Source organism: Streptococcus oralis subsp. oralis, assembly GCF_000960035.1.
In the GTDB taxonomy this organism is placed as follows: domain Bacteria; phylum Bacillota; class Bacilli; order Lactobacillales; family Streptococcaceae; genus Streptococcus; species Streptococcus oralis_G.
In genome coordinates, this window is the sequence record NZ_JYGR01000005.1 from 169,629 (window position 1) to 189,200 (window position 19,572).

19 protein-coding genes and 1 pseudogene are annotated in these 19,572 nt (G+C 40.7%); 18 read left to right on the forward strand and 2 right to left on the reverse strand.

Going from position 1 to position 19,572, the window contains the following annotated elements; translation table 11 throughout:
- Positions 1 to 173 precede the first annotated feature (173 nt).
- The 15 genes and pseudogenes from TZ92_RS03935 (at position 174) to brnQ (ending at position 15,647) form a co-directional block, all read left to right on the forward strand.
- Entirely contained in the window at positions 174 to 827 is a 654-nt protein-coding gene (locus TZ92_RS03935) for a COG3942 and LysM peptidoglycan-binding domain-containing protein (protein ID WP_045594815.1), read from the forward strand.
- A gap of 504 nt (positions 828 to 1,331) precedes the next feature.
- The gene (locus TZ92_RS03940) at positions 1,332 to 2,993 is read left to right on the forward strand and encodes a ribonuclease J (RefSeq protein ID WP_033630236.1); all 1,662 of its coding nucleotides are present in this window, start codon (positions 1,332 to 1,334) and stop codon (positions 2,991 to 2,993) included.
- A gap of 66 nt (positions 2,994 to 3,059) precedes the next feature.
- Positions 3,060 to 3,839 carry an alpha/beta hydrolase gene (locus tag TZ92_RS03945; RefSeq protein ID WP_033630234.1) on the forward strand — a complete coding sequence of 260 codons (780 nt, stop codon included), beginning with the start codon at positions 3,060 to 3,062 and terminating at the stop codon, positions 3,837 to 3,839.
- 104 nt (positions 3,840 to 3,943) lie between these two features.
- Positions 3,944 to 4,642 carry a M57 family metalloprotease gene (locus TZ92_RS03950; RefSeq protein WP_033630233.1) on the forward strand — a complete coding sequence of 233 codons (699 nt, stop codon included), beginning with the start codon at positions 3,944 to 3,946 and terminating at the stop codon, positions 4,640 to 4,642.
- Between the two features lie 235 nt (positions 4,643 to 4,877).
- Positions 4,878 to 6,092: an aminoacyltransferase gene (locus TZ92_RS03955; protein ID WP_033630281.1), complete on the forward strand. Its 1,215-nt coding sequence runs from the start codon at positions 4,878 to 4,880 to the stop codon at positions 6,090 to 6,092.
- Positions 6,093 to 6,096: 4 nt separating this feature from the next.
- Positions 6,097 to 7,329: an aminoacyltransferase gene (locus TZ92_RS03960; protein WP_033630232.1), complete on the forward strand. Its 1,233-nt coding sequence runs from the start codon at positions 6,097 to 6,099 to the stop codon at positions 7,327 to 7,329.
- Positions 7,330 to 7,511: 182 nt separating this feature from the next.
- Positions 7,512 to 7,610, forward strand: a pseudogene (locus TZ92_RS10180) (M57 family metalloprotease); the annotation flags it as partial.
- A 101-nt stretch (positions 7,611 to 7,711) separates the two neighbouring features.
- A complete protein-coding gene (uvrC, locus tag TZ92_RS03965; protein WP_033630231.1) occupies positions 7,712 to 9,535 on the forward strand; it encodes an excinuclease ABC subunit UvrC in 1,824 nt (607 codons plus the stop codon).
- A 24-nt stretch (positions 9,536 to 9,559) separates the two neighbouring features.
- On the forward strand, positions 9,560 to 10,165 hold the full coding sequence (locus TZ92_RS03970) for a hypothetical protein (protein ID WP_033630230.1): 606 nt from the start codon (positions 9,560 to 9,562) through the stop codon (positions 10,163 to 10,165).
- Positions 10,162 to 11,016, forward strand: a complete 855-nt coding sequence (locus TZ92_RS03975; RefSeq protein ID WP_033630229.1) for a metallophosphoesterase family protein — start codon at positions 10,162 to 10,164, stop codon at positions 11,014 to 11,016. Before TZ92_RS03970 ends, TZ92_RS03975 begins: the two co-directional genes overlap by 4 nt.
- A 174-nt stretch (positions 11,017 to 11,190) precedes the next feature.
- A complete protein-coding gene (locus TZ92_RS03980; protein ID WP_000670170.1) occupies positions 11,191 to 11,796 on the forward strand; it encodes a nitroreductase family protein in 606 nt (201 codons plus the stop codon).
- A 12-nt stretch (positions 11,797 to 11,808) separates the two neighbouring features.
- Positions 11,809 to 13,209, forward strand: coding sequence for a dipeptidase PepV (gene pepV / locus TZ92_RS03985; protein WP_033630228.1), 1,401 nt, complete (start codon positions 11,809 to 11,811; stop codon positions 13,207 to 13,209).
- A 53-nt stretch (positions 13,210 to 13,262) separates the two neighbouring features.
- A complete protein-coding gene (locus TZ92_RS03990) occupies positions 13,263 to 13,853 on the forward strand; it encodes a uracil-DNA glycosylase family protein (RefSeq protein WP_033630227.1) in 591 nt (196 codons plus the stop codon).
- Entirely contained in the window at positions 13,850 to 14,137 is a 288-nt protein-coding gene (locus TZ92_RS03995; protein ID WP_033630226.1) for a rhodanese-like domain-containing protein, read from the forward strand. The genes TZ92_RS03990 and TZ92_RS03995 overlap by 4 nt, the downstream gene beginning before the upstream one ends.
- 184 nt (positions 14,138 to 14,321) lie before the next feature.
- Complete coding sequence (brnQ, locus tag TZ92_RS04000) at positions 14,322 to 15,647, forward strand: branched-chain amino acid transport system II carrier protein (RefSeq protein WP_033630225.1); 1,326 nt, start codon at positions 14,322 to 14,324, stop codon at positions 15,645 to 15,647.
- Between the two features lie 48 nt (positions 15,648 to 15,695).
- Here the strand turns inward: brnQ and TZ92_RS04005 are convergent, their stop codons facing one another.
- Together TZ92_RS04005 and TZ92_RS04010 are read right to left on the reverse strand one after the other, a co-directional pair.
- Positions 15,696 to 16,247 (reverse strand): DUF1307 domain-containing protein, encoded by a 552-nt coding sequence (locus tag TZ92_RS04005; RefSeq protein WP_033629384.1) that lies wholly within the window; start codon positions 16,245 to 16,247, stop codon positions 15,696 to 15,698.
- Between the two features lie 318 nt (positions 16,248 to 16,565).
- Positions 16,566 to 17,117: a DUF1307 domain-containing protein gene (locus tag TZ92_RS04010; RefSeq protein ID WP_033629385.1), complete on the reverse strand. Its 552-nt coding sequence runs from the start codon at positions 17,115 to 17,117 to the stop codon at positions 16,566 to 16,568.
- 139 nt (positions 17,118 to 17,256) lie between these two features.
- Here TZ92_RS04010 and TZ92_RS04015 point away from each other — a divergent pair, with 139 nt between their 5' ends.
- Genes TZ92_RS04015 through ldcB form a run of 3 tightly spaced genes read left to right on the forward strand, consistent with a single transcriptional unit; the run spans position 17,257 to position 19,488 of the window.
- Positions 17,257 to 18,294, forward strand: a complete 1,038-nt coding sequence (locus tag TZ92_RS04015) for a M42 family metallopeptidase (RefSeq protein WP_033629386.1) — start codon at positions 17,257 to 17,259, stop codon at positions 18,292 to 18,294.
- Between the two features lies 1 nt (position 18,295).
- Positions 18,296 to 18,757, forward strand: a complete 462-nt coding sequence (locus TZ92_RS04020) for an HIT family protein (RefSeq protein WP_033629387.1) — start codon at positions 18,296 to 18,298, stop codon at positions 18,755 to 18,757.
- 14 nt (positions 18,758 to 18,771) lie between these two features.
- The gene (gene ldcB / locus TZ92_RS04025) at positions 18,772 to 19,488 is read left to right on the forward strand and encodes an LD-carboxypeptidase LdcB/DacB (RefSeq protein WP_045594818.1); all 717 of its coding nucleotides are present in this window, start codon (positions 18,772 to 18,774) and stop codon (positions 19,486 to 19,488) included.
- Positions 19,489 to 19,572: the final 84 nt, after the last annotated feature.

Sequence of the window (19,572 nt, forward strand, 5' to 3'; positions counted from 1 at the left end):
GGGAAAACGATTCATTTTCTATTCTCTTCTATCACTTTATACGATGTCTGCTTTTAAACCTTATGTAGTAAAAGTATAAATTTTTGTAACATGACTAAAATATAACTCTAAACTAACTGACATGTAAATCAAGTATGATTTTCTTATCAAGAAAATATAAGGGGAATCTAGTTATGAAAAAAACAGTTACGAAACTGACTCTTGGTTTGACTTCTACGGCTATTTTAGCTACAGTTGGGGCTCAAACTGTTCATGCGAACTCTTACGTTGTCCAAGATGGTGATTCATTTTATGCCATTGCAACTGCAAACGGCATGGATCCGCATGAGTTGGCAGCTTTGAATGGAAAAACCATCTTTGACACTATCCACCCAGGCGATGTATTGGAAGTGAGTGGTTCCGCTCAGGCTAGCTCTACCTACAGTGCTCCAGCTAGTACTGCGAATGTGGTATCAGATACAGAGGATGTTGTCGAAAAGACTCCTACAAACTATGGAAACTCTTATCCTGTTGGTCAGTGTACATGGGGCGTGAAAGAATTGGCGCCTTGGGCTAGCAACTGGTGGGGAAATGCCAACACGTGGGCAATCTACGCGAGCGCTCAAGGTTATAAGACAGGAAGTGTTCCAGTAGTAGGAGCAATCGCCGTTTGGGATGGTGGTGAATATGGACACGTTGCTTATGTCACAGATGTTCAAAGTGAAAACTCTATCCAGGTATTGGAAGCAAACTACAGACGTCAAAAGCAGATTGCAAATTACCGTGGCTTCTTTAATCCTCATGAATTTTTAGGTAACGTAACTTATATCTATCCAAACCAAAGATGATAAAAAGATTTAGAATTTCTAAGTCTTTTTTCTTTTTGAAGAAATTTCCTATCGTTAAGCTCCATCTTAGTGGCTAATTGCTGAAAATTTTTTAGATTCTGTAGCGAACAGGAAATTCTCGCTTTTATATGCAGATAAACCATGTCTTTGTAGAAAATAGCTCTCAAGTCGAGAGGTAAAGGGCAAGAATTTAACTTGTTTTGAACTAAAAGAGAAATTTAGAGTTCGAGAAAGGTATCTGAAATCAAATTAATTCAGAAAGTCCATAATTTTGATGGTATAATCGTTCTATTATCTTCGATGAAGCCTCCAAAAGAGAAGTCAAAGTAAAAAAATTTGATTCACAGTAGTGACTAATCTCTAGTTAAAAACCGATCTTCGTTTTGAAAATAATCAAAAAAATGGTATAATGGTAGGAAAAGATTCGGCTGAAAGTTTTAGAACTTTTAGAATAAGAGGGTGAATTCGCCCTATAATCAAGATAAATGAAGTTTCGGAGGAAAAATGAGTAATATCAGTTTAACAACACTAGGTGGTGTACGAGAAAATGGGAAAAATATGTACATCGCTGAAATCGATGGTTCTATTTTTGTTTTGGATGCTGGGCTTAAATACCCTGAAAATGAACAACTAGGTGTTGATGTCGTCATTCCAAATATGGACTACCTTTTTGAAAATAGAGATCGTATTGCAGGGGTCTTTTTGACCCACGGACATGCGGATGCAATTGGTGCCCTGCCTTATCTTTTGGCAGAGGCTAAGGTGCCTGTGTTTGGTTCTGAGTTGACCATTGAGTTGGCCAAACTCTTTGTCAAAGGAAATGATACGGTTAAGAAATTCAATGACTTCCATGTGATTGATGAAGATACAGAGATCGACTTTGGAGGGACTGTGGTTTCCTTCTTCCGTACAACTCACTCTATCCCAGAAAGTTTGGGAATAGTCCTGAAAACAGCTGAAGGTAGCATCGTTTATACAGGGGACTTCAAGTTTGACCAGACAGCTAGTGAATCCTATGCGACGGATTTTGCTCGTTTGGCTGAAATCGGTCGTGATGGTGTTTTAGCGCTCCTCAGTGATTCAGCCAATGCAGACAGCAATATCCAGGTAGCTAGCGAGAGTGAAGTTGGGGATGAAATTACCCAGACCATTGCAGACTGGGAAGGTCGTATCATCGTTGCCGCAGTTGCCAGCAACCTTTCTCGTATCCAGCAGGTTTTTGATGCTGCAGCAGATACAGGTCGCAGAGTTGTTTTGACTGGATTTGATATTGAAAATATCGTCCGCACTGCGATTCGTCTCAAAAAATTATCTCTAGCTAATGAAAGTCTCTTGATTAAACCAAAAGAAATGTCTCGATTTGAAGATCATGAGTTGATTATCCTTGAGACAGGCCGTATGGGTGAGCCTATTAATGGACTTCGTAAGATGTCCATTGGACGTCACCGCTATGTGGAAATCAAAGATGGGGACTTGGTTTATATCGTAACGACTCCATCTATCGCCAAAGAAGCCGTCATGGCGCGTGTTGAAAACATGATCTACCAAGCTGGTGGTGTGGTGAAACTCATTACCCAAAGCTTGCGAGTATCCGGACACGGGAATGCGCGTGATTTGCAGTTGATGATCAATCTTTTGCAACCAAATTACCTCTTCCCTATCCAAGGGGAGTATCGTGAGTTGGATGCGCATGCCAAGGCTGCCATGGCAGTTGGAATGTTGCCAGAACGCATTTTCATCCCTAAAAAGGGAACGACCATGTCTTATGAACATGGAGACTTTGTTCCAGCTGGAGCAGTTTCTGCAGGTGATGTCTTGATTGACGGAAATGCCATCGGGGATGTTGGAAATGTCGTCCTTCGTGACCGTAAGGTCTTGTCAGAGGATGGAATCTTTATCGTGGCAATCACTGTCAACCGTCGTGAGAAGAAAATTGTGGCCAAGGCCCGTGTTCATACGCGTGGATTTGTTTATCTCAAGAAGAGCCGTGATATTCTCCGTGAAAGTTCAGAATTGATTAATCAAACGGTAGAAGAGTATCTTCAAGGTGATGACTTTGACTGGGCAGATCTCAAAGGAAAGGTTCGCGATAATCTGACCAAGTACCTCTTTGATCAAACCAAGCGTCGCCCGGCAATCTTGCCAGTCGTGATGGAAGCAAAATAATAAGCAGATACCTACAGAAAAAGTCGAATTCGGCTTTTTCTTATAGAATAGTAAAAGGAGACAACCATGGCAGTTATGAATATTGAGTATTACTCAAAAGTTTTGGATATGGAGTGGGGCGTTACGGTACTCTATCCAGATGCTAGTCGGGTGACTGAACTAGATTGCACAGATATTCCTGTTCTTTATCTTTTGCACGGAATGTCAGGAAACCAAAATAGCTGGCTCAAACGTACCAATGTCGAGCGCTTGTTGCGTGGAACCAATCTCATTGTTATCATGCCCAATACTAGCAATGGCTGGTACACAGATACTCAGTATGGCTATAACTACTATACAGCTCTAGCAGAAGAACTCCCCCAAGTCATGAAACGTTTCTTCCCCAATATGACCAGCAAGCGAGAAAAGACCTTTATAGCAGGTCTCTCCATGGGAGGATATGGTTCCTTCAAACTCGCTCTATCGACAAATCGTTTTTCTCATGCGGCTAGTTTTTCTGGTGCGCTCAGTTTTCAGGAATTTTCTCCTGAAAGTCAGGATCTGGGGTCACTTGCCTACTGGCGAGGAGTTTTTGGAGAGATTAAAGACTGGACAGCTAGTCCTCATTCGCTTGAAAGTATGGCTGCAAAATCCGATCAAAAGACCAAACTATGGGCTTGGTGTGGGGAGCAAGACTATCTCTACTCTGCCAATAATCTCGCAGTGAAAAACCTCAAGAAACTAGGTTTTGATGTGACCTATAGTCATAGTCCAGGTAAGCACGAGTGGTACTACTGGGAAAAACAATTGGAGCGTTTTTTGGCTACCTTACCAATTGACTTTGTCTTGGAAGAACGTTTATCTTAGTTTTAGGTTTCTTTCAGCTTTCTTCAGTAAAATAGAGAATCTATCTTGATCAAGTAGAATGTGATTTTAAGATAGATTCTTATTTTTATGAAAGGTGGAGCGTCATGTTCTGGATTATTCGATTATTGTTCCGATTTCTTTTGGGAATTTGGCGTTTCTTCTGGCGTCTGGTTTGGACCGTGGTTATTCTACTTCTCATTGCCTTTGGAGTGGTTTGGTATCTGTCTGGTGATTTTCATTCTGCGGTCAATCAGGTTGAAAAAATGAGTAAGATTGGTCAAGGTGGCTGGAATCAATGGAAGGAGACGGGAACGCTGGAAGTCTTGTCTCAGACAGACAGTCACCAACATGCAGAAGGCAAGTGGGCTCAGGCCTCAGCTCGCATCTATATTGAGCCTCAAATGGATGAGACCTTCCAAGGTGCCTATGCAGAAGCTATAAAAAACTGGAATCAAACGGGAGCTTTTACCTTTGAGGTGGTTGCGGATCCTAGTCAGGCAGATATTGTGGCAAGTGAGATGAATGATGGATCAACCGCTGTAGCAGGTCAAGCCGAGAGTCAAACCAATTTGTTAACCAATCAATTTATATCTGTAACGGTTCGCCTGAATCACTATTATCTATCCAATCCAAACTATGGTTATTCTTATGAACGGATCGTGCACACGGCGGAGCACGAGCTGGGACATGCCATTGGATTGGATCATACTAACGAAACTTCTGTCATGCAGCCAGCAGGTTCCTATTATGGGATTCAGCCTCAGGATGTAATCAAAGTAATAGAATTGTATGTAGGTAATTGATAGATGAGTAGCTTAATTTGCTTGTTAAAAAGCTAATTCAACGAGTTTTATACTACTCGTTTTGTTAAGAAAGATTTTCTAAATGACATATTCCACCTTGTTTCTTCGAACTATTTATAGAACGAGTGACTGTTATTTAGTCTCTATAATTGGAGATTTTTGAAGATTATTTTTCTTTATTTTTTTAAAAAAAAATAGTAAAATAGGATTCATATTAGTAGAAAATGGAAAGTACATGTATTATTATCGAGTTGGTATTTCCGCTGAAGAACATGATGGCTTTGTTAGACGTAGTTCGTTAGTGAATCTATTGCAAAGTAGTGCTTGGGCAAGTGTAAAAAGTGAATGGGAAAATGAAAGAGTTGGATTTTATAGTGATAATAAAATAGTGGCGGTAGCTAGTTTACTTTATAGATCTTTACCCTTTGGTTTTACAATGTGCTATATTGCCAGAGGTCCAATTATGGATTATACGGACCAATCTTTGATGGATTTTGTATTTTCTTCACTTAAAACGATTGCAAAGAAAAAACGAGCACTTTTTATTAAAATCGATCCAGCACTTTGTTTGAGTAAAACTTATAATGACAATCAAGTTTATGATTGCTCAGAGAAAACTCTAGAAACGCTAAATTATTTGCAAAAACTAGGTTTTATTTGGTCTGGTCAGACAAGTGAAATGGTTGATACTATTCAGCCTCGTATACAGGCAAAAGTGTATAAAGAAAATTTTGATGAGAAGTACCTACCAAAATCGGCGAGACAAGCTATTCGAACTGCACAAAACAAAGGAATAAATACTCAGTTTGGTGGAATTGAATTATTAGAATTATTTTCTTTTCTAATGAAGAAGACGGAGGCAAGAAAAAGTATTCATTTGCGGAATGAAGCCTACTATCGAAATTTGCTATTGTCTTTTCCAGACCATGCTTATATAACATTATCTACACTTGATTTGTCAAATCGATTGAATATTTTAGAAGAACAAAGAGATCAGAATCAAAAAATTCTAGAATCCTTATCAGATACTGTTAAGTCTTCGAAATATCAAAGTAGGCTACAAGAAAGCGAAAGGTTGAATGAAGAAATTCTATTTTTGGAGAAGCATATTTCTTCAGGTGTTCAAGTTGCTCCCTTATCAGCCACTTTGACTTTGGAATTTGGGCAGACATCTGTAAATTTATATGCAGGAATGGATGTAGAATTTAGACGTTATAATGCCCCAATTTTAACATGGTATCGAACACTACAACGTGCATTTGAAAGAGGTTCTCTCTGGCAAAATCTAGGAGGTGTTGAACATACAAGAGATGGTGGACTTTATCGTTTTAAAGCTAATTTTAATCCAACTATTGAGGAATATTTAGGAGAGTTAACTCTGCCGATTCATCCTATGTATCCGTTAATAAATCTCCTATTTAATCTTCGAAAAAAATATCATAGAAAGTAAATGTATGACACTAACTGTACTTACTAAAGAAGACTTTCGCATTTATTCAGAATCAATTACCTCCCGCTCGTTTTTACAATCAATCCAGATGGGAGAATTGTTAGAGAAGCGAGGAGCAACGGTGACCTACCTTGCTCTGAAGCATACAGAGACCATTCAGGTTGCCGCATTGGTTTATAGTTTGCCAATGACAGGTGGACTGCACATGGAAATCAATTCTGGTCCAATTTATAGCGATGCAGCTTATCTAAAGGAATTTTACAAAGATCTCCAAGTGTATGCCAAACAACATGGGGCTCTGGAGTTGATTGTCAAACCTTACGATACTTTTCAAAGTTTTGATACTAATGGGAATCCAGTGACGGAGGAGCAACAAGAAATTATTCAGTGTCTGACGAATCTAGGATATTGTCATGATGGTTTACAGATTGGTTACCCAGGTGGGGAACCTGATTGGTTATATGTCAAGGACTTAGAAGGAATCACAGAGGAGAATTTAATTCGATCTTTTAGTAAAAAGGGAAAACCCTTGGTTAAGAAAGCTAGAAGCTTTGGCATTCAATTGAGACGATTAAAACGTGATGAATTATCTATTTTTAAAGATATCACTGCTACGACATCAAAAAGAAGAGAATACAGTGATAAAAGTTTAGAATATTACGAACATTTTTATGATGCATTTGGAGACCGGGCTGAATTCATGGTTGCGACTTTAAATTTTCAAGATTATCTTTCTCAACTGGAGAAAAATCAAGAAAATCTATCCAAAAAAATAGCAGATTTTGATGAGGCACTAAGAAAATATCCTTATTCAGCTCAGAAGAAAAAAGAGCATAAAGAATTGCTACATCAATTTGAAACTTTTGAGGTTCGTAAAGCAGAAGCACATAAATTGATAGCCAAGTATGGGGAACAAAAGGTTGTATTGGCTGGTAGTCTTTTTATCTATATGCCTCAAGAAAGTACCTATCTTTTTAGTGGCTCTTACACGGAATTTAATAAGTTCTATGCACCAGCATTGCTTCAAGAGCATGTTATGTTAGAGAGTATAAAGCGTGGAATTCCTGTTTATAATTTCTTAGGGATTCAAGGAATATTTGATGGAAGTGATGGTGTTCTTCGCTTTAAGCAAAACTTTAATGGCTATATTGTAAGGAAGGCGGGAACTTTCCGTTATTATCCTTTTCCTCTCAAGTATAGAATTATTTGTCTAATAAAAAGGATGTTAGGCCGATAACTACGGCTACCCCAAAAGGTTAGTTTTTGTATAACTTTTGGAGTGTAGTTCTGTGCTGCTTTTTTCTGTGTTCTATTTAAGTCAAAAATCTTTTGATGTACATAAAATGGGAAATTTAGGAAGTAGTATAGAAATTTTACTTATACAAAGAATATTAGGGTATCCGATAAATCTATAGCGACACCAACGAAACTTCTGTCATGCAGCCAGCAGGTTCTTACTATGGGATTCAGCCTCAGGATGTGAAGGCTGTTCAAGAGCTCTATACCAGTAGCGACTAGATGAAGTCGGTGCAATCTTAAAAGAAATCAAAGCTTCTCCAACAAGTGATTGGTGGGGCTTTTTGTTCGTCCTGTTACGGCCTTTTTGCTATAATGGAACTATGAATAACTTGATCAAATCAAAACTAGAGCTCTTGCCGACCAGCCCTGGTTGTTACATTCACAAGGATAAAAATGGCACCATTATCTATGTTGGAAAGGCTAAAAATCTGCGCAACCGTGTGCGCTCCTATTTCCGTGGCAGTCATGATACCAAGACAGAAGCTATGGTATCTGAAATTGTGGATTTTGAATTTATCGTCACTGAGTCCAATATTGAGGCACTTCTCCTAGAAATCAACCTGATCAAGGAAAATAAGCCCAAGTACAATATCATGCTCAAGGATGATAAGTCCTATCCCTTTATCAAAATCACCAATGAGCGTTATCCTCGTTTGATTATTACCCGTCAGGTCAAAAAGGACGGAGGTCTTTATTTTGGCCCTTATCCAGATGTGGGGGCAGCCAATGAAATCAAGCGACTATTGGACCGAATTTTCCCTTTTCGGAAATGTACCAACCCACCCTCTAAAGTCTGTTTTTATTACCATATCGGCCAGTGTATGGCCCACACCATCTGTAAAAAAGATGAGGTCTATTTCAAGTCCATGGCTCAGGAGGTTTCTGATTTCCTAAAAGGACAGGATGACAAAATCATCGATGATCTCAAGAGTAAAATGGCAGTAGCAGCACAAAGTATGGAGTTTGAACGTGCGGCGGAATACCGTGACCTGATTCAGGCTATTGGAACACTTCGGACCAAGCAACGGGTTATGGCAAAGGATCTCCAAAACCGTGACGTCTTTGGCTACTATGTGGATAAGGGCTGGATGTGTGTTCAGGTTTTCTTTGTTCGTCAGGGAAAACTCATCGAGCGGGACGTCAACCTCTTCCCCTACTACAATGATCCGGATGAGGACTTCTTGACCTATGTGGGACAATTCTATCAAGAAAAATCTCACCTGGTTCCCAATGAGGTGCTGATTCCGCAGGATATCGATGAAGAAGCAGTCAAGGCCTTGGTGGATACCAAGATTCTCAAACCCCAACGTGGAGAGAAAAAACAACTGGTCAATCTAGCCATAAAAAATGCTCGTGTTAGTCTGGAGCAGAAGTTCAATCTGCTAGAAAAATCTGTTGAAAAGACCCAAGGAGCTATTGAAAATCTGGGACGCTTGCTTCAAATTCCGACCCCAGTCCGTATCGAATCCTTCGATAACTCTAATATCATGGGGACCAGTCCTGTTTCGGCCATGGTGGTCTTTGTCAATGGCAAACCGAGTAAAAAAGACTACCGAAAGTACAAGATAAAAACGGTTGTTGGACCAGACGATTATGCCAGTATGCGTGAGGTTATTCGCAGACGTTATGGTCGAGTACAGCGAGAAGGTTTAACTCCGCCAGATTTGATTGTGATTGATGGGGGACAAGGTCAAGTCAATATCGCCAAGCAAGTCATCCAAGAAGAGCTAGGTTTGGATATCCCAATTGCAGGTCTGCAAAAGAATGATAAGCACCAAACCCATGAATTGCTCTTTGGAGATCCGCTGGAAGTGGTGGAGTTGTCTCGCAATTCTCAGGAATTTTTCCTCCTCCAACGCATTCAAGATGAGGTCCACCGCTTTGCTATCACTTTCCACCGCCAACTGCGCTCCAAAAATTCTTTTTCATCTCAATTGGATGGGATTGACGGTCTGGGCCCTAAACGCAAACAGAATCTCATGAAGCATTTTAAATCTCTCACTAAAATCAAGGAAGCCAGTGTGGATGAGATTGTCGAAGTTGGGGTACCAAGGGCAGTCGCAGAAGCTGTTCAGAGAAAGTTGAACCCGCATGAAGAAGTGGAGTTGGCTCAAGTAGCGGAACCATTAAGAGAATTGGAATAAGTATCTAGATAGAAAGTAGAAGAAATGAACAGGATTGAGATTGACAGAGATATACTCCTTTTTTTACGATTTGCTTACTTTGGGAATTCAAAAGATTTATTTTTGGCTGCAACTACAAGAGCCTATCTGGATTTTAATCGAACCTTGCGATTTCATGGCATGCCAGATGAACAGCGCTTGGAGATGAGAAATCGAGCTTCTAAGTGTATCAAAGAAGCGATTTTAAATCTCTTGAATCGGGACAAGCTGTGTCAAACTGATTTTGATAGTTGGCATCATAGGGCTTGTGATGTTCTGATAGATTGCTATCGCTCAAATGGGATTCGATTCACTTATGGTCATGCTCAAAAGTGGATTAATATGACGTTCAAGTATCTGTATATGCTTGAAGCTGTAACCCTAGACTCCGTTTTTCCTTTTTTACACGTACCGATAGATAACATCGTGTTAGAGAGGGCTAACAAACAGTTGTGTATCCCAAAACCTTCTCAAGTGTGGAGTAGTTGGGGAGATTACGCTTTCTATCTTCAATATCAAGAACATTTAAGGCAAAGAATAGGCAAGGAAGCTCCTCTTCGTTGGGAGTTTCACAATTGGCTAGATGAAATAGAAAAAGGAAAATCATCATGAACCATAAAATCGCAATTTTATCAGATATTCATGGCAATGCGACGGCGCTAGAAGCAGTGATTGCAGATGCTAAAACTCAAGGAGCCAGTGAATATTGGCTCATGGGAGACATTTTCCTCCCTGGTCCAGGTGCAAATGACTTGGTCGCTCTGTTAAAGGAACTTCCTATCACGGCAAGTGTTCGAGGCAATTGGGATGATTGTGTCCTTGAGGCTTTAGATGGGCAATATGGCTTGGAAGACCCACAGGAAGTCCAGCTCTTGCGTATGACGCAGTATTTGATGGAGCGAATGGATCCTGCAACGATTGACTGGCTACGAAGCTTACCTATGCTAGAAAAGAGAGAAGTTGACGGACTGCGTTTTTCTCTTTCTCATAATTTGCCAAATAAGAACTATGGTGGTGACTTGCTAGTTGAGAATGATACAGAGAAATTTGACCAACTCCTAGATGATGAAGTTGATGTGGCAGTCTATGGTCATGTTCACAAGCAGTTGCTTCGTTATGGCAGTCAAGGGCAACAAATCATCAATCCAGGGTCGATTGGCATGCCCTATTTTAATTGGGAGGCGTTAAAAAATCACCGTGCCCAGTATGCCGTGATAGAAGTGGAAGATGGAGAATTGGTAAACATTTTATTCCGAAAAGTTTCCTATGATTATGAAGCAGAGTTAGAATTAGCCAAGTCCAAGGGTCTTCCTTTTATCGAAATGTATGAAGAACTACGCCGAGAAGACAACTATCGGGGGCACAATCTAGAACTCTTAGCTAGTTTAATTGAAAAGCATGGATATGTAGAGGATGTGAAAGATTTCTTGGAGGCTATAAAGCCAAAATATAAGATAGACTAGTTTCTTTAAGCAACTGAAAATTAGTTAAAATTGGATGGGGAAAAAATTGGTTTTAATGATAAGTTTAAAACCATGGCTTCATCCGTGTTCCAATTTCTTTCTATGAAAAATCTCTGCAAGCTCTTTCAAAATATGGTAGAATGGATGCAGTAGAATTAGAAAAGGAAATCGATTATGAAATTTCTTGAATTAAATAAAAAACGTCATGCGACTAAGCATTTTACTGATAAGCCGGTAGATCCCAAAGATGTGCGTACGGCTATCGAAATCGCAACCTTGGCCCCAAGTGCCCACAACAGCCAACCATGGAAGTTTGTGGTGGTTCGTGAGAAAAATGCTGAACTGGCAAAATTGGCTTATGGTTCGAACTTTGAACAGGTATCATCAGCACCTGTAACCATTGCCTTGTTTACAGACACAGATTTGGCTAAACGTGCTCGTAAGATTGCCCGAGTTGGTGGTGCTAATAACTTTTCTGAAGAGCAACTTCAATATTTTATGAAAAATTTGCCTGCCGAGTTTGCGCGTTACAGTGAACAACAGGTCAGCGACTACCTAGCCCTCAATGCTGGTTTGGTTGCCATGAATTTGGTTCTGGCTCTGACAGACCAGGGAATAGGTTCTAATATTATTCTTGGTTTTGACAAATCAAAAGCCAATGAAGTTTTGGACATCGAAGACCGTTTCCGCCCAGAACTCTTGATTACAGTGGGATACACAGACGAGAAATTAGAACCAAGCTACCGCTTGCCAGTAGATGAAATCATCGAGAAAAGATAGAAGGAAGAAAAAATGACAGCAATTGATTTTACAGCAGAAGTAGAAAAACGCAAAGAAGACCTCTTGGCTGACTTGTTTAGCCTTTTGGAAATCAACTCAGAACGTGATGACAGCAAGGCCGATGCTGAGCATCCATTTGGACCTGGGCCAGTAAAAGCCTTGGAAAAATTCCTTGAAATCGCAGACCGCGATGGCTATCCAACTAAAAATGTCGACAACTATGCTGGACATTTTGAGTTTGGCCATGGAGAAGAAGTTCTCGGAATCTTTGCTCACATGGACGTGGTGCCAGCTGGTAGCGGTTGGGACACGGACCCTTATACACCAACTATCAAAGACGGTCGCCTTTATGCGCGTGGAGCTTCAGATGACAAGGGGCCTACAACAGCTTGTTACTATGGCTTGAAAATCATCAAAGAATTGGGCCTTCCAACTTCTAAAAAAGTTCGTTTCATCGTCGGAACAGATGAAGAATCAGGTTGGGCAGACATGGACTACTACTTTGAACATGTAGGACTTGCGAAACCAGACTTTGGATTCTCACCAGATGCTGAATTCCCAATCATCAATGGTGAAAAAGGAAACATCACGGAATACCTCCACTTTGCAGGTGAAAATACAGGTGCAGCCCGTCTTCACAGCTTCACAGGTGGTTTGCGTGAAAACATGGTACCTGAATCAGCAACAGCAGTCGTTTCAGGTGACTTGGCTGACTTGCAAGCTAAACTAGATGCCTTTGTTGCAGAACACAAGCTCAGAGGAGAACTCCAAGAAGAAAACGGCCAGTACAAGGTGACTGTGATTGGTAAATCAGCTCATGGTGCTATGCCTGCATCAGGTGTCAATGGTGCGACCTACCTTGCCCTTTTCCTCAGTCAGTTTGACTTTGCAGGACCTGCAAAAGACTACCTCGACATCGCTGGTAAGATTCTCTTGAACGACCACGAGGGTACAAATCTCAAGGTTGCTCATGTAGATGAAAAGATGGGTGCCCTTTCTATGAATGCCGGTGTCTTCCGCTTCGATGAAACAAGTGCTGACAATACGATTGCTCTTAACTTCCGTTATCCAAAAGGAACAAGCCCAGAGCAAATCAAGTCAATCCTTGAAAACTTGCCAGTTGCTTCTGTTAGCCTTTCTGAACACGGACACACCCCACACTATGTGCCAATGGAAGATCCGCTTGTGCAAACCTTGTTGAATGTCTATGAAAAACAAACTGGTCTTAAAGGTCACGAGCAAGTCATCGGTGGTGGAACCTTTGGTCGCTTGCTGGAACGTGGAGTTGCCTACGGTGCTATGTTCCCAGACTCAATCGATACCATGCACCAAGCCAACGAATTTATCGCCTTGGACGATCTCTTCCGAGCAGCAGCAATCTATGCAGAAGCTATTTATGAATTGATCAAATAAAACGATAGAAGTCTGAGATTGTATGCTTGGACTTCTTTTTGGAGGGAAAACAGATGTCTCAAATTGAAAGAATCAAGCAAGCCATTATGGCGGATCCACAGAATACCAGCTATACAGAACGTGGAATCGAACCTCTCTTTGCGGCGCCAAAAACTGCCCGCATCAATATTGTCGGTCAGGCTCCTGGGCTTAAAACGCAAGAAGCTGGGATTTATTGGAAGGATAAGAGTGGCGATCGCTTGCGTGAGTGGCTAGGTGTGGATGAAGACACCTTTTACAATTCGGGCTTGTTTGCAGTTATTCCCATAGACTTTTATTTCCCAGGACATGGAAAATCGGGCGACCTTCCCCCCCGTAAAGGCTTTGCCGAAAAATGGCACCCACAACTCCTCAAGGAATGTCCAAATATTGAATTGACCCTTTTGATTGGACAATATGCCCAGGCCTATTATCTTCATGAGAAGGTTAGTGGCAAGGTAACAGAGCGGGTAAAACGCTACAAAGACTATCTACCAGAATTTTTCCCTCTGGTTCACCCCTCACCACGAAATCAAATCTGGATGGCTAAAAATCCTTGGTTTGAGGCAGAAGTAGTACCAGATTTGAAAAATAGAATTCAAAAGATTCTTGGAGAAACAAAATGAAAGAAATTACTTTTAACGATTTTTACCAGCTCTATCAAAACGGACAACTTTCTCTAGTGGACGTGAGAGAAGTAGAAGAGTTCGAGGCGCTTCATTTAGAAGGCGCACACAACCTACCACTTAGTCAATTGACTGATACTTATGATCAGTTGGACAAGGGCCTCTTGCATTATGTCATTTGTAAATCTGGGATGAGGTCAGCGCGTGCTTGTCAATTTCTAGCTGAACAGGGTTATGAAGTTATCAATGTCCAAGGTGGAATGACGGCCTTTGAAAATCTTTAAAGCTATATAGCGATAGATCCTGATCTTCCCTTGCTCGGTTCCAACTGAGTGAGGGATTTTGTTTTTAGATAATTCTTATTTTTAAAAATATTGAAAACATTCAATGATTAATTTTGGATACTTTTTTCAGAGTCTTAATCATGGTATACTAGGTCAGTATTTTAGAAATATGAAGGAGATTATTATGGCTAAAAAAGGTGCCCTAACAGGTTTACTCCTGTTTGGAATATTTTTTGGTGCGGGAAACTTGATTTTTCCACCTTCTCTAGGTGCTTTATCTGGAGAACAATTTCTTCCTGCCATCGCAGGTTTTGTCTTTTCAGGTGTCGGTATTGCCGTCTTGACACTTATTATTGGAACGCTAAACCCGAAAGGATACATTCACGAGATTTCTAAGAAAATCTCACCTTGGTTTGCGACGCTTTATCTTGCAGTCCTCTATCTATCAATTGGCCCCTTCTTTGCCATTCCGCGTACAGCAACAACAGCTTACGAAGTTGGGATTAGCCCCCTCTTATCCGAAGCAAACAAAGGTCTAGGATTGATTGTCTTTACCGTGCTTTACTTTGCAGCGGCTTATTTAATCTCGCTCAATCCATCAAAAATCTTGGATCGGATCGGACGTATCTTGACACCAGTCTTTGCTTTGTTGATCGTTATCTTGGTTGTACTAGGTGCCTTCAAATACGGTGGAACAAGTCCTCAAACTGCGTCAGCTGCTTATCAAGCTTCTGCCTTTGGTACAGGTTTCCTAGAAGGTTATAATACCTTAGATGCCCTTGCCTCAGTGGCTTTTAGTGTGATTGCAGTTCAAACCTTGAAACAACTTGGATTCTCCAGTAAGAAAGAATACATTTCAACTATTTGGGTGGTTGGTATCGTTGTAGCTCTTGCCTTTAGCGCTCTTTACATTGGTTTAGGATTCCTTGGAAATCACTTCCCAGTACCAGCAGAAGTGATGAAGGGTGGAACACCAGGTGTTTATATCTTGTCGCAAGCAACTCAGGAAATCTTTGGTTCAACAGCTCAACTCTTCCTTGCTGTTATGGTAACAGTAACCTGCTTCACAACGACAGTTGGCTTGATTGTGTCAACAGCAGAGTTCTTTAACGGACGTTTCCCACAAATCAGCTACAAGGTCTATGCCACTGCCTTTACCTTGATTGGATTTGCTATTGCAAATCTTGGTCTTGATGCAATCATTAAGTACTCAGTGCCAGTACTGGTAATCTTGTACCCAATCACCATCGCCATTGTGATGATCGTGATTGTGAATAAGTTTGTCGCCCTATCAAAACCGGGCATGCAGTTAACCATTGGGCTTGTTACAGCTATTGCTCTTGCAAGTGTCCTTGGAAGTTCCTTTAAGATTGAGTTTCTAGAAAATCTGATTAATGCCCTTCCGTTTGCGTCAGCCTCTCTTCCATGGCTAGTGCCAGCTATTATCGGAATCTTGCTTTCATTAGTTCTACCAAACAAACAAGAGAGTGATGTTTTTGAGATGGAATAAAAAAATTCTTGGTCGATGACCAAGAATTTTTTGTATGAGCACGACTCATTAGTTGGCTTGTTCGGTATAACCAGCTTCTTTAAGCATTTTTTTCGAAGCATCAAAGCTTACACGGTTTCCAATACCAGAATATTCGTTCGGCATTGCTTTTTTCAATTCGTCAAGACTCGCGACAGTCATGTCAACTTCGATGTCTTGGATAACTTTTTCGTCTTGAATTTCAACTTTTTGTGTAACCCCTTTGACTCCTTCATAACCTTTATAAGTATCGTTAACAATTTCCTTAATACCTTCCGCGGTATTATTAAGTTTTTCAGGGTCAAGTACATTATGAACAGTTTGTTTTACAACGTCATCTCCCTTCACAGTATAAGTCAAGGTAGAATGAATCCCAGGTTTGCTATTGTGGACAAATGTGTGGGTTTCTGTCTCATCTTTCTTTTCAGATGATTGTTGGCTGCTTTGTTTGGTATCGCTTGATTGAGTTGTTTTATCTTCTTTGGTACTGCTGCTAGCAGGTGTAGATGCTTGTTTGGAACATCCAAGTAGGAGGACAAGTGAAGCCACTAGGGCTAGTGAAGTTTTAACAAGAGTTTTCATAGAATTTCCTTTCATAATCAAAGTATTTTGTGTTATAACATGATTCTACTACAAAATCAACTAGACCTACCCTTTTATCTGAACTGACATTCCAATGAACAGAAACTAGTCAGACGATTAAAGTTTTGTCTCTATCTATTTCAAATAACTTTTATCCTATGGCTTTATAAGGGTGTGAGGTTTTAAATGCACTTTTTATGGGATTGGGAGGACTCTATTGGACTCATCGGTTAGGGATGTAATAAAATACCCCAAGAGTTAGAGTTGTGTCTAACTTTTGGGGTGGACCTACACTAGTCTATATGAAATTTTAGGAGATTAGTTCGTCTTTTCTGTGAATCCCATTTTTTCTAGTGCTTTTTTAGAGTTTGAGAAACTGACACGATTGCCGATACCAGAATATTCTTCAGGAAGTGCTTTTCTAAGTTCGCTAATGCTTGCAACTGAGAAATCAACTTCTAGATCTTGAACAACTTTTCCATCTTTGATTTCAATCGTTTGTTTAACACCTTTGAGTCCATTATAACCTTTGTACTTTTCTTCGATAAAACTCTTGACATCTTCTGGAGTTGCACCAAGGATTTCAGGATCTGCAACATTCTGAGCGGTTTGCTTGGTAACATTGTCGCCTTCTACAGTATAAACCAAGGTAGAAGTGATTCCAGGATTGCTTTTGTTGACAAAAGTATGTGTCTTGGCTGTTTCTTTCTTCTCAGAAGATTGTTCAGTGCTTTGTTTGCTCTCACTTGACTGAGTTGTTGTGTCTTCTTTAGAACTGCTGTTTGCAGGTGTTGATGCTTGTTTGGAACATCCGAGCAGGAGGACAAGTGAAGCCACAAGGGCTAGTGATACTTTAAAGTATGATTTCATATTTTTTACTTTCCTTTCATAATCAAAGTATTCGTATTATAACATGGATCGATAGTGAAAGCAACTAAACACAGTTTTTCTCCTTTTGATAAGGAGTCTGACTAGAAAAATGTTATAATGGTAGGAAAGAGGTGAAGAAATGAATCATACTATAAACTATATCAAAGAACTAACCGCAATTGCATCTCCAACAGGCTTTACTCGTGAGATTTCAGACTATCTAGTCCATACTATAGAGAAACTTGGTTACCAGCCGGTTCGTACAGCCAAGGGTGGTGTCAATGTTACTATTAAAGGTCAAAATGATGACCAACAGCGCTATGTGACTGCCCATGTGGATACGCTGGGTGCTATTGTCCGTGCAGTCAAACCGGATGGCCGTCTCAAATTGGATCGTATCGGTGGTTTTCCTTGGAACATGATTGAAGGAGAAAACTGTACGGTTCATGTGGCTAGCACAGGTAAAAAGGTATCTGGAACCATTCTCATCCATCAGACTTCTTGCCATGTCTACAAAGATGCGGGAACTGCTGAACGCACACAGGACAATATGGAAGTGCGTTTGGATGCAAAAGTAAGTAATGAAAAAGAAACCCGCGCCTTGGGTATTGAGGTTGGAGACTTTATTAGTTTCGATCCGCGAACAGTTGTGACAGAAACTGGTTTTATCAAGTCTCGCCACTTGGATGACAAGGTCAGCGCAGCAATTTTGCTCAATCTTCTTCGTATTTACAAGGAAGAGGGGATTGAATTGCCAGTAACAACTCATTTTGCTTTTTCAGTCTTCGAAGAGGTGGGTCACGGTGCGAACTCCAATATTCCAGCTCAGGTAGTGGAATATCTAGCTGTGGATATGGGAGCTATGGGCGATGACCAGCAGACGGATGAATATACAGTGTCTATCTGTGTCAAGGACGCTTCAGGTCCCTATCACTATGACTTCCGTCAACACTTGGTAGCTTTGGCGAAGGAGCAAGATATTCCATTTAAGCTCGACATTTATCCATTTTACGGTTCGGATGCTTCAGCAGCTATGTCAGCAGGAGCAGAGGTTAAGCATGCCCTCCTTGGAGCTGGTATTGAATCCAGTCACTCTTACGAACGAACACACATTGATTCGGTCGTGGCGACTGAGCGTATGGTAGACGCCTATCTCAAGAGCACCTTGGTAGACTAATATGTGCTTGATTTGTCAAAGAATTGAATGGATCAAGGCAGGAGAAAATCCCTACTTTGTAAAAGAACTAGAAACAGGCTATGTTGTTATTGGAGACCACCAATACTTTAAGGGCTATACCTTATTTCTGGCAAAAGAGCATGTCACAGAACTCCACCATATGGAGACTTCTGTAAAACTTCGTTTTCTAGAGGAAATGAGTTTGGTCCAAGAAGCTGTTGCCAAAACGTTTAAAGCTGAAAAGATGAACATCGAACTTTTAGGAAATGGAGATGCCCACGCTCACTGGCACCTCTTTCCAAGACGGTCAGGTGATATGAAAGGGCATGGATTGAATGGCCGTGGGCCAGTCTGGTGGGTGCCTTGGGAAGAAATGGCGGCAGAAGATTGCCAAGTGAAATCCCATGAGTTGGAACAAATGATTAAAGCCTTATCTGATGAATTAGAGAAGCAAGTGGTCTAAGAGAGGAAGAAAAAATGAAAAAAAGATACATCGTTTTATCTGGTTTGCTGGTAGTAACCCTAGCAGCATGTTCTCAAGAAAAACCTAAAAATGAAGAAAATACTCAAAAAACAGAACAAACTAGTCAACCTGAAGGAACTGTAGGGAGCAAATCCCAAGCTTCTAGTCAGAAGAAGGCAGAAGTTGTCAATAAGGGAGACTACTATAGTATTCAAGGGAAATACGATGAAATCGTCATAGCTAATAAGCACTATCCTTTGTCAAAAGACTATAATCCAGGAGAAAATCCAACAGCTAAAGCAGAGTTGCTGAAGCTCATTGCAGCAATGCAAGCAGCTGGCTACCCAATCAGCGATCACTACAGTGGTTTTAGAAGTTATGAAACTCAAACCAAACTTTATCAAGACTATGTGAATCAAGACGGTAAGGAAGCAGCAGATCGCTACTCAGCACGCCCAGGTTACAGTGAACACCAAACAGGTCTTGCATTTGACCTTATTGGGACAGATGGTGATTTAGTCACTGAAGAAAAGGCAGCCCAGTGGCTCTTGGATCATGCGGCTGACTATGGCTTTGTCGTTCGCTATCTCAAAGGTAAGGAAAAAGAGACTGGCTACATGGCTGAAGAATGGCATCTCCGCTACGTTGGAAAAGAAGCCAAAGAAATTGCTGCAAGTGGTCTCAGTTTGGAAGAGTACTATGGCTTTGAAGGTGGCGATTACGTCGATTAAAAAAGTAATTTTTCTCTTGCATTTTTAGATAAATAGTGTATAATGGAAAGGTATGTGTAAAGCATACTTGTGGGAGGTAAAAAT

Coding starts and splice junctions, on each gene's coding strand:
- TZ92_RS03935 (WP_045594815.1), top strand. CDS start 174: ATGAAAAAAACAGTTACGAAACTGACTCTTGGTTTGACTTCTACGGCT.
- TZ92_RS03940 (WP_033630236.1), top strand. CDS start 1,332: ATGAGTAATATCAGTTTAACAACACTAGGTGGTGTACGAGAAAATGGG.
- TZ92_RS03945 (WP_033630234.1), top strand. CDS start 3,060: ATGGCAGTTATGAATATTGAGTATTACTCAAAAGTTTTGGATATGGAG.
- TZ92_RS03950 (WP_033630233.1), top strand. CDS start 3,944: ATGTTCTGGATTATTCGATTATTGTTCCGATTTCTTTTGGGAATTTGG.
- TZ92_RS03955 (WP_033630281.1), top strand. CDS start 4,878: ATGTATTATTATCGAGTTGGTATTTCCGCTGAAGAACATGATGGCTTT.
- TZ92_RS03960 (WP_033630232.1), top strand. CDS start 6,097: ATGACACTAACTGTACTTACTAAAGAAGACTTTCGCATTTATTCAGAA.
- uvrC (WP_033630231.1), top strand. CDS start 7,712: ATGAATAACTTGATCAAATCAAAACTAGAGCTCTTGCCGACCAGCCCT.
- TZ92_RS03970 (WP_033630230.1), top strand. CDS start 9,560: ATGAACAGGATTGAGATTGACAGAGATATACTCCTTTTTTTACGATTT.
- TZ92_RS03975 (WP_033630229.1), top strand. CDS start 10,162: ATGAACCATAAAATCGCAATTTTATCAGATATTCATGGCAATGCGACG.
- TZ92_RS03980 (WP_000670170.1), top strand. CDS start 11,191: ATGAAATTTCTTGAATTAAATAAAAAACGTCATGCGACTAAGCATTTT.
- pepV (WP_033630228.1), top strand. CDS start 11,809: ATGACAGCAATTGATTTTACAGCAGAAGTAGAAAAACGCAAAGAAGAC.
- TZ92_RS03990 (WP_033630227.1), top strand. CDS start 13,263: ATGTCTCAAATTGAAAGAATCAAGCAAGCCATTATGGCGGATCCACAG.
- TZ92_RS03995 (WP_033630226.1), top strand. CDS start 13,850: ATGAAAGAAATTACTTTTAACGATTTTTACCAGCTCTATCAAAACGGA.
- brnQ (WP_033630225.1), top strand. CDS start 14,322: ATGGCTAAAAAAGGTGCCCTAACAGGTTTACTCCTGTTTGGAATATTT.
- TZ92_RS04005 (WP_033629384.1), bottom strand. CDS start 16,247: ATGAAAACTCTTGTTAAAACTTCACTAGCCCTAGTGGCTTCACTTGTC.
- TZ92_RS04010 (WP_033629385.1), bottom strand. CDS start 17,117: ATGAAATCATACTTTAAAGTATCACTAGCCCTTGTGGCTTCACTTGTC.
- TZ92_RS04015 (WP_033629386.1), top strand. CDS start 17,257: ATGAATCATACTATAAACTATATCAAAGAACTAACCGCAATTGCATCT.
- TZ92_RS04020 (WP_033629387.1), top strand. CDS start 18,296: ATGTGCTTGATTTGTCAAAGAATTGAATGGATCAAGGCAGGAGAAAAT.
- ldcB (WP_045594818.1), top strand. CDS start 18,772: ATGAAAAAAAGATACATCGTTTTATCTGGTTTGCTGGTAGTAACCCTA.